Annotated in this window: 13 protein-coding genes; 12 read left to right on the forward strand and 1 reads right to left on the reverse strand. The window is 71.1% G+C overall.

The window, feature by feature from the left end; translation table 11 throughout:
* Nucleotides 1–17: 17 nt before the first annotated feature.
* The 7 genes from QFZ75_RS28375 (at nucleotide 18) to QFZ75_RS28405 (ending at nucleotide 6,150) form a co-directional block, all read left to right on the forward strand.
* Nucleotides 18–812, forward strand: coding sequence for a cell division protein FtsQ/DivIB (locus QFZ75_RS28375; protein ID WP_307541345.1), 795 nt, complete (start codon nucleotides 18–20; stop codon nucleotides 810–812).
* Between the two features lie 275 nt (nucleotides 813–1,087).
* Nucleotides 1,088–2,284 (forward strand): cell division protein FtsZ, encoded by a 1,197-nt coding sequence (gene ftsZ / locus QFZ75_RS28380; RefSeq protein WP_307541346.1) that lies wholly within the window; start codon nucleotides 1,088–1,090, stop codon nucleotides 2,282–2,284.
* Nucleotides 2,281–3,018, forward strand: coding sequence for a peptidoglycan editing factor PgeF (gene pgeF / locus QFZ75_RS28385; protein ID WP_307541348.1), 738 nt, complete (start codon nucleotides 2,281–2,283; stop codon nucleotides 3,016–3,018). Before ftsZ ends, pgeF begins: the two co-directional genes overlap by 4 nt.
* Nucleotides 3,019–3,024: 6 nt before the next feature.
* Nucleotides 3,025–3,759 (forward strand): YggS family pyridoxal phosphate-dependent enzyme, encoded by a 735-nt coding sequence (locus QFZ75_RS28390; RefSeq protein WP_307541350.1) that lies wholly within the window; start codon nucleotides 3,025–3,027, stop codon nucleotides 3,757–3,759.
* 127 nt (nucleotides 3,760–3,886) lie between these two features.
* Nucleotides 3,887–4,528: a cell division protein SepF gene (locus QFZ75_RS28395; RefSeq protein ID WP_307541352.1), complete on the forward strand. Its 642-nt coding sequence runs from the start codon at nucleotides 3,887–3,889 to the stop codon at nucleotides 4,526–4,528.
* A 49-nt stretch (nucleotides 4,529–4,577) separates the two neighbouring features.
* Entirely contained in the window at nucleotides 4,578–4,862 is a 285-nt protein-coding gene (locus QFZ75_RS28400; RefSeq protein ID WP_307541354.1) for a YggT family protein, read from the forward strand.
* A gap of 55 nt (nucleotides 4,863–4,917) precedes the next feature.
* Entirely contained in the window at nucleotides 4,918–6,150 is a 1,233-nt protein-coding gene (locus tag QFZ75_RS28405) for a DivIVA domain-containing protein (protein ID WP_307541355.1), read from the forward strand.
* Between the two features lie 193 nt (nucleotides 6,151–6,343).
* On the opposite strand, the gene ileS is transcribed toward QFZ75_RS28405, so the two are convergent.
* On the reverse strand, nucleotides 6,344–9,502 hold the full coding sequence (gene ileS, locus QFZ75_RS28410) for an isoleucine--tRNA ligase (protein ID WP_307541357.1): 3,159 nt from the start codon (nucleotides 9,500–9,502) through the stop codon (nucleotides 6,344–6,346).
* Nucleotides 9,503–10,111: 609 nt separating this feature from the next.
* On the opposite strand from ileS, the gene QFZ75_RS28415 reads away from it, so the two are divergent.
* The 5 genes from QFZ75_RS28415 (at nucleotide 10,112) to QFZ75_RS28435 (ending at nucleotide 14,905) form a co-directional block, all read left to right on the forward strand.
* Nucleotides 10,112–10,849, forward strand: a complete 738-nt coding sequence (locus tag QFZ75_RS28415) for a TraR/DksA family transcriptional regulator (protein ID WP_307541359.1) — start codon at nucleotides 10,112–10,114, stop codon at nucleotides 10,847–10,849.
* A 114-nt stretch (nucleotides 10,850–10,963) separates the two neighbouring features.
* On the forward strand, nucleotides 10,964–11,650 hold the full coding sequence (gene lspA, locus QFZ75_RS28420) for a signal peptidase II (RefSeq protein WP_307541361.1): 687 nt from the start codon (nucleotides 10,964–10,966) through the stop codon (nucleotides 11,648–11,650).
* Nucleotides 11,651–11,719: 69 nt separating this feature from the next.
* On the forward strand, nucleotides 11,720–12,664 hold the full coding sequence (locus QFZ75_RS28425) for an RluA family pseudouridine synthase (RefSeq protein WP_307541362.1): 945 nt from the start codon (nucleotides 11,720–11,722) through the stop codon (nucleotides 12,662–12,664).
* Entirely contained in the window at nucleotides 12,661–13,143 is a 483-nt protein-coding gene (locus QFZ75_RS28430; RefSeq protein WP_307541364.1) for a GNAT family N-acetyltransferase, read from the forward strand. The genes QFZ75_RS28425 and QFZ75_RS28430 overlap by 4 nt, the downstream gene beginning before the upstream one ends.
* A gap of 175 nt (nucleotides 13,144–13,318) precedes the next feature.
* Nucleotides 13,319–14,905 carry a Na+/H+ antiporter gene (locus QFZ75_RS28435; protein ID WP_307541366.1) on the forward strand — a complete coding sequence of 529 codons (1,587 nt, stop codon included), beginning with the start codon at nucleotides 13,319–13,321 and terminating at the stop codon, nucleotides 14,903–14,905.
* Nucleotides 14,906–14,929 lie beyond the last annotated feature (24 nt).

Raw genomic sequence — 14,929 nt, forward strand, 5'->3', positions numbered from 1 at the left:
GCAGAAGGCAGGGGAGCGTGGCCGGACCGACCACCGCCGAACGCGGCGAACGCAGGCACCCGGATTCCGGCCCGCCCCGGCCACCCCTCCTGCGGAGGCTGCCGGGGCCCCGTACGCTCGTCGCCCTGGCGGTCTGCCTCGTCCTGCTCGCCGCGGGCGGCGTCTGGGTGCTCTACGGCTCGCAGTGGACCCGCGTGGAACGGGTGTCGGCGTCCGGTACGCGGGTCCTGACGCCCGCACAGGTGGTCGAGGCGGCCGACGTGGCGGTCGGATCGCCGCTGATTTCCGTCGACACCGACGAGATCGAGACGGGACTGCTCCGGAAATTGCCGAGAATCGACTCGGTCGACGTCGTCCGTTCCTGGCCCCACGGAATCGGGCTGAAAATCACCGAACGCGTTCCGGTCCTCATTGTCGAAAAGGCCGGAAAAGGGGGCAAGTATGTCGAAGTGGACGCCAAAGGTGTGCGATATGCCACGGTTTCCCGCGCCCCCGAGGGCGTGCCCGCACTGGAATTGAACGTCGCCCGGACCGCGGGACTGCGCCGTTTCGGCACCGGACGGCTGGTGCGCGAGGCGGTGCTCGTGGCGCGCTCCCTCCCGGCCGCGGTCGCGCGTGCCACCCGGGTCGTCGAGGTCCGTTCGTACGACTCCGTCTCGCTGCGGTTGAGCGGCGGACGCACCGTCGACTGGGGAAGTGGCGAGAAGGGACGGGCCAAGGCGCATACGCTGACCGCTCTCATGAAAGCCGCTCCCGGGGCGCGGCACTTCGACGTCAGTGTGCCCACCGCCCCGGCCTCGTCGGGGAGTTGACGCATATCCGCCCAGGCCGGCCCCCTGGTTGGGCAGCGACGCGCCTGATCACATAGGGTGAAAAGAAAAACGGGAGGTTCGGCGTGTTCGTTGAACGTGCGCCACTTGTCGACTTAGTGTCCTGTTCGGAAGAGTCCAAGGAACAGACACACTGGTAACCCTAAACTTCAGCGTTAGGGTTCGGGTCGGCGTTCGGACCGTCCCATTCGGCATCAGTCGTCGGATCGCGACCGTGCGAGGCGACGACACGTAACTCGAGGCGAGAGGCCTTCGACGTGGCAGCACCGCAGAACTACCTCGCAGTCATCAAAGTCATCGGTGTCGGCGGCGGTGGTGTCAATGCCATCAACCGGATGATCGAGGTCGGTCTCAAGGGTGTCGAGTTCATCGCCATCAACACGGACGCCCAGGCACTGTTGATGAGCGACGCCGACGTCAAGCTCGACGTCGGCCGCGAACTCACCCGTGGACTCGGCGCCGGAGCCAACCCGGCCGTCGGCCGCAAGGCCGCGGAGGATCACCGCGAGGAGATCGAGGAGGTCCTCAAGGGGGCCGACATGGTCTTCGTGACCGCCGGCGAGGGCGGTGGCACCGGCACCGGCGGCGCGCCGGTGGTGGCCAACATCGCCCGCTCGCTCGGCGCACTCACCATCGGCGTGGTCACCCGCCCCTTCACCTTCGAGGGCCGGCGCCGCGCCAACCAGGCCGAGGACGGCATCGCGGAACTCCGCGAAGAGGTCGACACCCTCATCGTCATCCCCAACGACCGGCTGCTGTCCATCTCGGACCGCCAGGTCTCGGTCCTCGACGCCTTCAAGTCGGCGGACCAGGTCCTGCTCTCCGGTGTCCAGGGCATCACCGACCTCATCACCACGCCCGGCCTGATCAACCTCGACTTCGCCGACGTCAAGTCCGTGATGTCCGAGGCCGGTTCGGCCCTCATGGGCATCGGCTCCGCCCGCGGCGACGACCGCGCGGTGGCGGCCGCGGAGATGGCGATCTCCTCGCCGCTCCTGGAGGCGTCCATCGACGGCGCCCGGGGCGTCCTGCTCTCCATCTCCGGCGGTTCGGACCTCGGCCTGTTCGAGATCAACGAGGCCGCCCAGCTGGTGAGCGAGGCCGCGCACCCCGAGGCCAACATCATCTTCGGCGCGGTCATCGACGACGCGCTCGGCGACGAGGTACGGGTCACCGTCATCGCGGCCGGCTTCGACGGCGGGCAGCCCCCGTCCAAGCGGGACAACGTGCTCGGCTCGTCCACGGCCAAGCGCGACGAACCCGCGCCGCCGCGTGCCGCCGAGAGCCGCCCGTCCTTCGGGTCGCTCGGCAGCGTCACGCCCAAGGAGGCACCGGAGCCCGCTCCGGAGCCGGTGAGCAACGAACTGCCGCCGGCCGGCCCGCCGGTCCCGCCGTCGCGGAGCTACTCCGACAGCGCGGCGGAGGAACTGGACGTGCCGGACTTCCTCAAGTGATAGGACAGCGCTCCGGAACGAGCACTGTGAGCGGCGCGCACTTCGCCTTCACCGACCGGTGGGGCGGGGTGAGCGCCGTTCCGTACGAGGAGCTCAATCTCGGCGGAGCGGTCGGCGACGACCCGCAGGCCGTACGCGCCAACCGCGACCTCGCGGCCAAGTCGCTCGGTCTCGACCCGGCGGGGGTGGTCTGGATGAACCAGGTCCACGGGCCCGACGTGGTCGTGGTCGACGGGCCGTGGGGCGAACGGCCGGTGCCGGAGGCCGACGCCGTCGTCACCGCGCGCCGGGGCCTCGCCCTCGCCGTGCTCACCGCCGACTGCACCCCCGTCCTGCTCGCCGACCCCGTCGCCGGGATCGTGGCCGCGGCCCACGCGGGACGGCCGGGCATGGTCGCCGGGGTCGTGCCCGCCGCCGTCGGGGCCATGGTGGAACTCGGCGCCGAACCGGCCCGGATCGTCGCCCGCACCGGCCCCGCCGTCTGCGGCCGGTGCTACGAGGTGCCGGACGCGATGCGGGCGGAGGTCGCGGCCGTCGAGCCCGCGGCGTACGCCGAGACGGGTCGGGGTACGCCGGCGGTCGACGTGGGCGCCGGGGTGCACGCGCAGTTGGAGCGGCTCGGGGTGCGCGACCGGGAGCGGTCGCCGGTCTGCACGATCGAGTCGGACGACCATTTCTCGTACCGCCGCGACGGTCTCACCGGCCGTCTCGCGGGCTATGTGTGGCTGGACTGATCGGACATGACGGACCGCAGGACCCAACTCGCCGCTAATCTGGCGGCGGTCGAGGAGCGCATCGCCGCCGCCTGCGCGGCGGGCGGGCGCAAGCGCGAAGAGGTGACCCTGATCGTGGTCACCAAGACGTACCCCGCCGAGGACGTGCGGATCCTGTCCGGACTCGGTGTGCGGCACGTCGCCGAGAACCGCGACCAGGACGCGGCGCCGAAGGCGGCGGCCTGCTCGGACCTGCCCCTGTCCTGGCACTTCGTCGGCCAGCTGCAGACCAACAAGGTGCGTTCCGTGGTCGGTTACGCGGATGTCGTGCAGTCCGTCGACCGGCCCAGGCTCGTCACCGCCCTGTCCAAGGAGGCGGTGCGGACCGGACGCGAGGTGGGCTGCCTCATCCAGGTTGCGCTCGACGCGGAGCAGTTCGCGGCCGGAAAGGGTGGACTGGGCGAGCGCGGTGGTGTAGGAGCCGAGGGCGTCCCGGAGTTGGGCGAACTCGTCGCGGCGGCGCCGGGTCTGAGGCTCGACGGACTGATGACCGTCGCCCCGCTCACCGGGCCTTACGCGGGACGCGAACAGGCCGCGTTCGAGCGGCTGATGGATTTGTCGACTGACCTGCGCCGCGCTCATCCTGCTGCGAACATGGTCTCCGCGGGGATGAGCGCAGACCTCGAGCACGCGGTGGCGGCCGGAGCGACACATGTACGCGTCGGCACCGCGGTACTCGGCGTCCGCCCCGGGCTCGGGTAACGTCGCCAAGAAGTCGGACCACAGCAGAAAATATGGTCATTCCCGCCGTCGGTGGGAACACGACCCCGTGGATCGCGGGCGCTTGGCAACAGTCAGCCGATCCACCACAGAGCGGAGGACTCAGAGCATGGCCGGCGCGATGCGCAAGATGGCGGTCTACCTCGGCCTCGTGGAGGACGATGGGTACGACGGCAGGGGCTTCGACCCCGACGACGACTTCGAGCCCGAGCTGGATCCGGAGCCCGAGCGGGACCGCCGACGGCATGAGCCGTCGCATCAGTCGCACCAGTCACATCAGTCGGAAAGGGACGAACCGGTACGAGTGGTGCAGCCACCGGTCCGGCGCGATCCTGTGTCCCATTCCGCCCCGCCGGTCGCGGAATCTTCGCGTCCGGCCCGGATCGCCCCCGTGGCGTCCATCACACAAGAACGTCAGAGCATGGAGAAGAACGCGCCGGTGATCATGCCCAAGGTCGTGTCGGAACGAGAGCCGTACAGGATCACCACGCTGCACCCCCGGACCTACAACGAGGCCCGTACCATCGGGGAACACTTCCGTGAGGGCACCCCGGTGATCATGAATCTGACCGAGATGGACGACACGGACGCGAAGCGACTTGTCGACTTTGCCGCCGGTTTGGTCTTCGGTCTCCACGGGAGCATCGAGCGGGTGACGCAGAAGGTGTTCCTGTTGTCGCCTGCTAACGTCGATGTCACGGCGGAGGACAAGGCTCGCATCGCAGAGGGCGGGTTCTTCAACCAGAGCTGAGACGCAGGACCGGAACAGCAGGGAAACAGGGGAGAGGGACGCACGGATCATGAGCGTGGTCGGGCAGGTTCTCTACGTCGCGCTGATGTGCTTCCTCATCGTGCTGATCTTCCGGTTGGTCATGGACTACGTCTTCCAGTTCGCCCGCTCATGGCAACCCGGCAAGGCGATGGTGGTGGTTCTCGAGGCCACCTACACTGTCACTGATCCACCGCTCAAGCTTCTGCGGCGGTTCATTCCGCCGCTACGTCTCGGGGGCGTGGCGCTCGACCTGTCCTTCTTCGTACTGATGATCATCGTCTACATCCTGATCTCCGTCGTGAGTCAGCTGTGAACGATACGGTCTTGCCGAACGCCGACGATGCCGACGACTACGTTGAGGTGAAGAGATGCCGTTGACCCCCGAGGACGTGCGGAACAAGCAGTTCACGACCGTCCGCCTCCGAGAAGGCTATGACGAGGACGAGGTCGATGCCTTCCTCGACGAGGTCGAGGCCGAACTGACCCGCCTGCTCCGCGAGAACGAGGACCTGCGCGCCAAGCTGGCCGCCGCCACACGCGCCGCCGCGCAGAACCAGCAACAGGGCATGCGCAAGCCGCCCGAACAGCAGGATCAGCAGCAACAGCAGCAGGGTCCGCCGCAGGGCATGCGCGGTCCCAACGGTCCGGTGCCCGCCGGCATATCGGGCCCGCCGCAGCAGCAGATGGGTGGCCCCATGGGTGGCCCGCCCCAGCTGCCGAGCGGTGCCCCGCAGCTGCCCGCCGGCCCCAGCGCCCAGGGTCAGCAGGGTCCCGGCCAGATGGGTCAGGGCCCCATGGGCCAGGGTCCGATGGGCCAGGGCCAGATGGGTCAGGGTCCGATGGGCCAGATGGGACAGGGCCAGATGGGTCAGGGTCCCGGCCCCATGCAGGGACAGATGCAGCAGCAGCAGCAGATGCCCCAGCAGATGGGCGGCCCGATGGGCGGTCCCATGGGTGGTCCGATGGGCGGGCACGGCCCGCAGATGGGGCAGCCCGGCCAGGGTCCCGGTGGCGACAGCGCCGCCCGTGTGCTCTCGCTGGCCCAGCAGACCGCCGACCAGGCGATCGCCGAGGCCCGCTCCGAGGCCAACAAGATCGTCGGTGAGGCCCGCAGCCGCGCCGAGGGCCTGGAGCGCGACGCCCGTGCCAAGGCCGACGCCCTGGAGCGGGACGCGCAGGAGAAGCACCGCGTCGCGATGGGCTCCCTGGAGTCCGCCCGCGCCACGCTGGAGCGCAAGGTCGAGGACCTGCGGGGCTTCGAGCGCGAGTACCGTACGCGTCTGAAGTCCTACCTGGAGTCGCAGCTGCGCCAGCTGGAGACCCAGGCCGACGACTCGCTGGCTCCGCCGCGTGCGCCGGCGGCCGCCTCGCTGCCGTCGTCGCCCAGCCCGTCCATGGCTCCGGCCGGTGCGAGCGCGCCGTCCTACGGCGGCAACCCGATGGGCGGCCCCGGTCCCGCCGGTCCGTCCTACGGCGGCCAGCAGCAGATGACGCCGGCCATGACCCAGCCGATGGCGCCGGTCCGGCCGCAGGGCCCCTCGCCGATGCAGCAGGCGCCCTCGCCGATGCGTGGCTTCCTGATCGACGAGGACGACAACTGACGGCCTCCGGCACGCCGTAGGCGTCGGCAGCGTTCAGGGCGGAGCCCCCGGATATCCGGGGGCTCCGCCCTTTTGCCGTGTCCCGTGCCCGTGGCGTACGCCGGCGGAGACCCCGTACGAGGTGAAGGCCCCGTGCGACGCCGAAGGCCCGGTCCCCCGAGACGCTCGGGGGACCGGGCCTTCGACCGTGCCGTCAGGCCTTGCGCAGGCGGAACGCCAGCGACAGGGACTCGTCCGTGAACGGCTCCCCGAAGGTGTCGTCCGCCTCACCCTGGGCGAAGTCCGTGGCCAGGACCTCGTCGGAGATCAGGGCGGAGTGCTCGCCGAGCGCCGCGACGACCTTCGGGTCGGTGGACGTCCAGCGCAGGGCGATCCGGTCGGCCACGTCCAGGCCGCTGTTCTTGCGGGCCTCCTGGATCAGGCGGATGGCGTCCCGGGCCAGGCCGGCCTGCCGCAGCTCCTCCGTGAGCTCCAGGTCGAGGGCGACCGTCGCACCGGAGTCCGAGGCGACGGACCAGCCCTCGCGCGGGGTCTCCGTGATGATCACCTCGTCCGGGGCGAGCGTGACGGTCTCGCCGTCCACCTCCACGGACGCCGTGCCCTCGCGCAGGGCCAGGGACAGCGCGGCGGCGTCGGCCTCGGCGACGGCCTTCGCGACCGCCTGGACGCCCTTGCCGAACCGCTTGCCGAGCGCGCGGAAGTTCGCCTTGGCCGTCGTGTCGACGAGCGAGCCGCCCACCTCGGAGAGGGACGCGAGCGAGCTCACGTTCAGCTCCTCCGTGATCTGCGCGTGCAGCTCCGGGGAGAGGGCGCCGAACCCGGTCGCCGCGACCAGCGCGCGGGACAGCGGCTGGCGGGTCTTCATGCCCGACTCCGCGCGCGTGGCGCGGCCCAGCTCCACGAGACGGCGTACCAGCACCATCTGCCGCGACAGCTCCGGGTCGATGGCGGACAGGTCCGCCTCCGGCCACGTCGACAGGTGCACGGACTCGGGGGCGCCGGGGGACACCGGTAGCACCAGGTCCTGCCAGACCCGCTCGGTGATGAACGGGGTCAGCGGGGCCATCAGGCGTGTGACCGTCTCGACGACCTCGTGCAGGGTGCGCAGCGCCGCCTTGTCGCCCTGCCAGAAGCGGCGGCGCGAGCGGCGCACGTACCAGTTCGACAGGTCGTCGACGAACGCCGAGAGCAGTTTGCCCGCGCGCTGGGTGTCGTACGACTCCAGGGCCTGTGTCACCTGGTCGGTGAGCGCGTGCAGTTCGGACAGCAGCCAGCGGTCGAGGACCGGGCGGTCCGCCGGCGCCGGGTCGGCCTCGCCGGGCGCCCAGCCGGCCGTGCGCGCGTACAGGGCCTGGAAGGCGACCGTGTTCCAGTAGGTGAGGAGCGTCTTGCGGACGACCTCCTGGATGGTGCCGTGGCCGACGCGGCGGGCCGCCCAGGGGGAGCCGCCGGCCGCCATGAACCAGCGCACCGCGTCCGCGCCGTGCTGGTCCATCAGCGGGATCGGCTGCAGGATGTTGCCCAGGTGCTTGGACATCTTGCGGCCGTCCTCGGCCAGGATGTGACCGAGGCAGACCACGTTCTCGTAACTGGACTTGTCGAAGACGAGCGTGCCGATGGCCATCAGCGTGTAGAACCACCCACGCGTCTGGTCGATGGCCTCCGAGATGAACTGCGCCGGGTAGCGGCTCTCGAAGAGCTCCTTGTTCTTGTACGGGTAGCCCCACTGCGCGAACGGCATCGAGCCCGAGTCGTACCAGGCGTCGATGACCTCCGGCACGCGCGTGGCCGTTCCGTCGCACTGCGGGCAGGCGAACGTGACGTCGTCGATGAACGGGCGGTGCGGGTCGAGCTGCGACTGGTCGCTGCCGGTCAGTTCGGTGAGCTCCGCGCGGGAGCCGACGAGCGTGAGGTGGTTCTCCTCGCAGCGCCAGATCGGCAGCGGCGTGCCCCAGTAGCGGTTGCGGGACAGGGCCCAGTCGATGTTGTTGTTCAGCCAGTCGCCGTAGCGGCCGGTCTTGACCGAGTCGGGGAACCAGTTGGTCTTCTCGTTCTCCTCGAGGAGGCGGTCCTTGACGGCGGTGGTGCGGATGTACCAGGACGGCTGCGCGTAGTACAGGAGCGCGGTGTGGCAGCGCCAGCAGTGCGGGTAGCTGTGCTCGTACGGGACGTGCCGGAAGAGCAGGCCGCGGTCCAGGAGGTCCTCGGTGAGCTTCTCGTCGGCCTTCTTGAAGAAGACACCGCCCACGAGCGGCACGTCCTCCTCGAAGGTGCCGTCCGGGCGCACCGGGTTGACGACCGGCAGCCCGTAGGCACGGCAGACCAGGAGGTCGTCCGCACCGAAGGCGGGGGACTGGTGGACCAGACCCGTACCGTCCTCGGTCGTCACGTACTCCGCGTTCACCACGTAGTGGGCGGGCTCGTCCTTCGGGAACTCGACGAGCTCGAAGGGGCGCCGGTACGTCCAGCGCTCCATCTCGGCGCCGGTGAAGGTCCGGCCGGTGGTCTCCCAGCCCTCGCCGAGGGCCTTTTCGACGAGCGGCTCGGCGACGACGAGCTTCTCCTCGCCGTCCGTCGCCTCCACGTAGGTCACCCCGGGGTGCGCGGCGACCGCCGTGTTGGACACCAGGGTCCACGGGGTCGTCGTCCACACCAGGAGTGCGGCCTCGCCCGCGAGCGGGCCGGAGGTGAGCGGGAAGCGGACGAACACCGAGGGGTCGACGACCGTCTCGTAGCCCTGGGCCAGCTCGTGGTCGGACAGGCCCGTGCCGCAGCGCGGGCACCAGGGGGCCACGCGGTGGTCCTGGACCAGCAGGCCCTTGTCGAAGATCTCCTTCAGCGACCACCAGACGGACTCGATGTACTCCGGGTCCATGGTCCGGTACGGGTCGTTGAGGTCGGCCCAGTACCCCATGCGGGTCGTGAGCTCCTCGAAGGCGTCGGTGTGGCGGGTCACGGACTCCCGGCACTTCGCGTTGAACTCGGCGATGCCGTACGCCTCGATGTCCTTCTTGCCGGTGAAGCCGAGTTCCTTCTCGACCGCCAGCTCCACCGGGAGGCCGTGGCAGTCCCAGCCGGCCTTGCGGCCCACGTGGTAGCCGCGCATGGTGCGGAAGCGCGGGAAGACGTCCTTGAAGACGCGCGCCTCGATGTGGTGGGCGCCCGGCATGCCGTTGGCGGTGGGCGGACCCTCGTAGAACACCCACTCGGGGCGGCCCTCGGACTGCTCCAGGGACTTGGCGAAGATCTTCTGCTCGCGCCAGAAGTCGAGCACGGCGTGCTCGAGGGCGGGCAGGTCGACCTGGGCGGGCACCTGGCGGTACTGCGGCTGTGTACTCGGCTGCGTATCCAACGAACTTCCTCCGGCGGACTTCTGCCTTCCGTCCGGAGGGACGAGAGCTGTGTTGTCACCTACGCCGTGTGCGGCGTGCTCCCGCGGTACCACCCTCCTTGGCCCCCCGTCGCGTTCCGCACGCCGGTGAGCCCCCTCATTGGGGTCGCGATGCCGGGTCTACCGGCCGCTGCTGGCTCGCTGCGGCCCTCTTCCGGCGGCTCCGGGGTGATCTTCACGTCGCGCTCGCCCCCGGGCTCACACCGTCCCCGGGTCGCTCCTGGCCGCGTACGCCGCTACTCGTCCCCATCCACGCTTCTCGCTGCGCCCAGTGTACGGCGCCGGACCGACGGCGGCGGACCGGTTTTCCGCGCCCCGCGCGCGGGGCGCGGCGGCGCTGCCCGCGGGTGCGCACTGGGCCGAATGCCGACGGGCCGGTGTTCGCATCCTGGGACGGGCGGCCCGGCGGATTACCCGGCGGGGAGCTGGGCACAACGCTTGCAGACCGGATCGCGGTACGCGCGGGACGGAGGAATCGGACGGCGTGCCCCGTTGCCGCGGGACTCAAGTCGATTTATCGTCCCAGCACGATTCGCGTGCAAGGTCACAATCCGTGAAGGGGCCGCGGCCATGGTGGCGAAGAAGACCGCCGTACAGCAGTCGGCGTCCGGCAGATCCACGGGAGCGGCCGGTGCCGGGGACGCTCCCGCGAAGAGGACCGCCTCCCCGGCGGAGCGGGCACCGCGCAGGAAGGCGACCACCGGCGCCGGCAGGACCGGCGCGAAGAGGACCGCGGGCGGCAAGGGCGCACCTACGGCCAACAAGGCGGTCGCTTCCGCGGCCGAGGGAGCGGCCGAGGCCGCCGACACGACGGGAGCCACGACGGTGGTTGCGAAGAAGACCCCTGGCACGGCCGCGGCGGCGGACCAGCCCACCGCGGTTCCCAAGGCGCGGGTGGCCGCGGTGGAACCCGGCGAGCTCGCGGTACGCCCCGGCGAGGACCCCTGGACCCCCGAGGAGGTCGAGCAGGCGCGCACGGGACTGGACTCCGAGGCGCTGCGGCTGCGCACCGAGCTCACGCGCTCCGAGGAGTCCCTGGTGGGTCTGATGCGCGACTCCGGGGACGGCGCGGGCGACGACCAGGCGGACACCGGCACCAAGAACATCACGCGCGAGAGCGAGATGGCGCTCGCCGCCAACGCCCGGGAGATGCTGGAGCAGACCGGGCGCGCCCTGGACCGTCTGGACACGGGCACGTACGGGCTCTGCGAGAACTGCGGCAAGGCCATCGGCAAGGCCCGGATGCAGGCCTTCCCGCGCGCCACGCTGTGCGTCGAGTGCAAGCAGAAGCAGGAGCGCCGTTACTGACCTCCCGCGGCCGGACGCCGATCCGCCCGGTGTGCCTCCTGGGCACCCGGCCGCGGCGGACCGTGCCGTACCCTCGTGCTCAGTCAGGCACCTAGGTCGAGGGACACAACTCACGTGGCAGAGGCGGAGCGCATCATCGGTACGCCGGACACCCCGGGCGCGGCGGGAGCCGGTCCGGAGCAGCCCGACAGGAGCGTGGCGCCGGACGGGCCGACGGACGCCGGCCCCGGCCCCGGTCCTGGTCCCGGTCCCGGTCCCGACAGCGGCTCCGACCCGGGCCCCGGGGAGGCGCCGGACGAGGCCGCGGCGCCCAGGGGCGGGCGCCGGATCGCCGTGCTCTTCACCGTCGCCGCGCTGGCGTACGCGCTGGACCTGATCAGCAAGCTGGTCGTGGTCGCGAAGCTGGAGCACCACGAGCCGGTGGAGATCGTCGGGGACTGGCTGCGCTTCGAGGCGATCCGCAACGCGGGCGCCGCCTTCGGCTTCGGCGAGGCCTTCACGATCATCTTCACGGTGATCGCCGCCGCCGTGATCGTGGTGATCGCCCGGCTCGCCCGCAAGCTCTACAGCCTGCCCTGGGCCGTCGCGCTCGGTCTGCTGCTCGGCGGCGCGCTCGGCAACCTCACCGACCGGATCTTCCGCGCGCCGGGTTTCCTCGAGGGCGCGGTCGTCGACTTCATCGCGCCCAAGCACTTCGCGGTCTTCAACCTCGCCGACTCCGCGATCGTCTGCGGCGGCATCCTGATCGTGCTGCTGTCCTTCCGGGGACTGGACCCGGACGGCACCGTCCACAAGGACTGAGCGGGCACCGCGGGGGCCGGGCGCGGGCTGCCGTACGGCGGTGTCCGAGCCGTCCGGCATACTCGACGGGTGAGTACCGTTCCCGATATCCGTACCCTGCCCGTGCCCGACGGCCTGGAGGGCGAGCGTGTCGACGCCGCCATCTCCCGCATGTTCGGCTTCTCCCGTACGAAGGCCGCCGAGCTCGCCGCGGCGGGGAAGGTCATGGTCGACGGCTCGGTGGTCGGGAAGTCCGAGCGGGTGCACGGCGGCGCCTGGCTGGAAGTGGAGATGCCGCAGGCACCCGCGCCCGTACAGGTCGTCGCCGAACCCGTCGAGGGCATGGAGATCGTGCACGACGACGACGACGTGGTCGTGATCGTCAAGCCGGTCGGTGTCGCCGCGCACCCCAGCCCCGGCTGGTCCGGACCGACCGTGATCGGCGGCCTCGCCGCCGCCGGGTACCGGATCTCGACCTCGGGCGCCGCCGAGCGCCAGGGCATCGTGCACCGCCTCGACGTGGGCACCTCGGGCCTGATGGTGGTGGCCAAGTCGGAGTACGCGTACACGTCGCTCAAGCGCCAGTTCAAGGAGCGCACGGTCGACAAGCGGTACCACGCGCTCGTCCAGGGCCACCCCGACCCGACCAGCGGCACCATCGACGCACCCATCGGCCGGCACCCGAACCACGACTACAAGTGGGCGGTCACCGCCGAGGGCAAGCCCTCCGTGACGCACTACGACCTGATCGAGGCGTTCCGCTCGGCCTCGCTGCTCGACATCAAGCTGGAGACCGGGCGCACCCACCAGATCCGCGTCCACATGTCGGCCCACCGGCACCCCTGCGTCGGCGACCTGACGTACGGCGCCGACCCGACGCTCGCCAAGCGGCTCGGCCTCACCCGCCAGTGGCTGCAGGCGGTGCGGCTCGGGTTCGAGCACCCCGGTGACGGGCAGTGGGTCGAGTTCTCCTGCGACTACCCCGAGGACCTGCAGCGGGCGCTGGACCGCGTGCGGGAGGAAAGCAACGCATGAGCCCGTCGCCGAGCCCGTCGTCCTACACCGTGCGGGTCGCCGGGGACCTCGGCGACCGTGAGGCCTGCTTCGCCGTGCGCAAGGAGGTCTTCGTCGTCGAGCAGCGGGTCCCCGAGGACCTCGAGTACGACGCCTGCGACGCGGACGCCGTGCATGTGCTCGCCGTCCGCGAGGACGGGCGGCCGCTCGGCGCGGGACGGCTGCTGCACGGCGAGGCGGCGGCCGCGAAGAACGGCGGCGAGGCCGGTGTCGGATCCCTGGGACGGCTCGCCGTCGTGCGGGCCGCGCGGGGGCTCGGGGTCGGGGCCGCGCTCGTGCGGGGCATCGAGGACGCGGCCCGCGCGCGCGGGCTGACGGGGGTGGACCTGCACGCGCAGACGCATGCGCTGGGGTTCTACGAGCGGCTGGGGTACGTGGCGTACGGGGAGGAGTTTCCCGACGCCGGGATTCCGCACCGGGCGATGCGGCGCTCTTTTTAGGAGCTCGGGCGGGCTCAGGGTGCGTTCTTGACCGCGGGCCGGCGGGGGCCCGGTCGCACGGTTCCCCGCGCTCCTTCGAGGCGCCCCCTCGGGCGGTTCACGTGTGGAATCCGGCTGTGGTGGCACGCTTGAGGTCTGGCCCGTTTTGATCGCCTAGACCCCTGGAGCCCCGACCGTGGACCAGTTGGCCCTGTTGTTCGTGCTGCTGCTCGGGGCCGTCGTCAGCGTTCCGCTGGGGGACCGGCTCAAGCTTCCGGCGCCGGTGCTGATGACCCTGCTCGGAATCGTGCTCGCCCTGCTGCACTTCGTCCCGAACGTGGACATCCCGCCCGAGCTGATCCTGCCCGGGCTGCTCCCGCCGCTGCTGTACGCCGCCGTGCGGCGCACCTCCTGGCGGCAGTTCGCCGCCAACAAACGGCCGATCTTCCTGCTCGCCGTGGCCCTGGTGTTCGTCACCACCGCCGTGGTCGCCGCGGTCGCCCACAGCGTCGTGCCGGGGCTGCCGATCGCCGCCGCCGTGGCACTGGGCGCGCTGGTGGCGCCGCCCGACCCCGTCGCGGCGACCGCCGTCGCGGGACAGCTCGGACTGCCGCGCCGCCTCGTGTCGATCCTGGAGGGCGAGGGGCTGTTCAACGACGTGACGGCCATCGTGCTCTACCACGTGGCCATCGCGGCCGCCATCAGCGGCTCCTTCTCGGTGCCGGGCGCCCTGCTCGACTTCCTGCTGTCCGCCGTCGTCGCGGTCGTCGTGGGGGTCGGGCTCGGGTGGGGCGCGAACCGGCTGATGGACTACCTCGGGGACCCCACGCTGCAGATCGGGCTGACGCTGCTCGTGCCGTACGCCTCCTACGTGCTGGCCGAGGAACTGCACGGGTCCGGCGTGCTGGCGGTGCTCACCACGGCGATGTTCCTGGCGGAGTACGCGAACGACGCGGACGACGTCATGACGCGGCTCGCCGGTCACACGTTCTGGAACATCGTCGACACGCTGGTCACCGGGGTCGCGTTCGGGCTTATCGGACTGGAGCTGCACAACGCGCTCAGGACCGCGGAGGGGCGGTGGGGCGAGATGCTCGGCTGGGCCGGTGCGGTCGTGGGCGTCGTCGTGTTCGTACGCCTGGCCTGGCTGCTGCCGGCCACCGCGCTGACCAAACGGATGCACGCGCGACGGGACCTCGACGAGGACATCCCGACGAGCTGGCGGGAGACCGTCGTCATGTGGTGGGCCGGGATGCGCGGGGTGGCCTCCGTGGCGCTGGCGCTGGCCATTCCGCTGAAGATGGAGAACGGGGAGCCGTTCCCGCACCGGGACGAGATGATCTTCATCGCGTTCGGGGTGATCATGGCGACGCTCGTGGTGCAGGGGCTCAGCCTGCCGTGGCTGGTGCGGAAGCTGGGGGTGCGGGCCGACACCGACCGGGAGAAGGAGTTCGAGAAGACGCTCGCCCTGCGGGCGGCCACGGCGGCGAAGCAGCGGCTGCGGGAGATCGGGGAGAAGGAGGACCTGCCCGACGAGCTCACCGAGCAGTTGCAGCGGCGGGCGTTCGACATCGGCTACCGGATCAGCCCCGACCTGGGGGAGGACGAGCGCCGGGAGGCGCACGATCAGCGGGCGCGGCGGATCAAGCGGGTACGGCGGATCCAGGGGGAGATGCTGTCCGCCGCCCGGCACGAGGTGCTTGCCGCGCGCAGTGAGGTGGGGGCCGATCCCGAGGTGGTGGACCGGGTGCTGCGGCATCTCGACGTGCGGTCGTTGAGGTAGGTCCTTGCCGGGTGCCGGCCGGTG

The organism is Streptomyces sp. V3I8, from assembly GCF_030817535.1.
Taxonomy (GTDB): Bacteria; Actinomycetota; Actinomycetes; order Streptomycetales; family Streptomycetaceae; genus Streptomyces.

Excerpts from the sequence above, each read along its gene's own strand:
- QFZ75_RS28430 (WP_307541364.1), top strand. The coding sequence starts at position 12,661 with ATGAGCCCGTCGCCGAGCCCGTCGTCCTACACCGTGCGGGTCGCCGGG.
- QFZ75_RS28405 (WP_307541355.1), top strand. The coding sequence starts at position 4,918 with ATGCCGTTGACCCCCGAGGACGTGCGGAACAAGCAGTTCACGACCGTC.
- QFZ75_RS28390 (WP_307541350.1), top strand. The coding sequence starts at position 3,025 with ATGACGGACCGCAGGACCCAACTCGCCGCTAATCTGGCGGCGGTCGAG.
- QFZ75_RS28400 (WP_307541354.1), top strand. The coding sequence starts at position 4,578 with ATGAGCGTGGTCGGGCAGGTTCTCTACGTCGCGCTGATGTGCTTCCTC.
- QFZ75_RS28395 (WP_307541352.1), top strand. The coding sequence starts at position 3,887 with ATGGCCGGCGCGATGCGCAAGATGGCGGTCTACCTCGGCCTCGTGGAG.
- QFZ75_RS28415 (WP_307541359.1), top strand. The coding sequence starts at position 10,112 with ATGGTGGCGAAGAAGACCGCCGTACAGCAGTCGGCGTCCGGCAGATCC.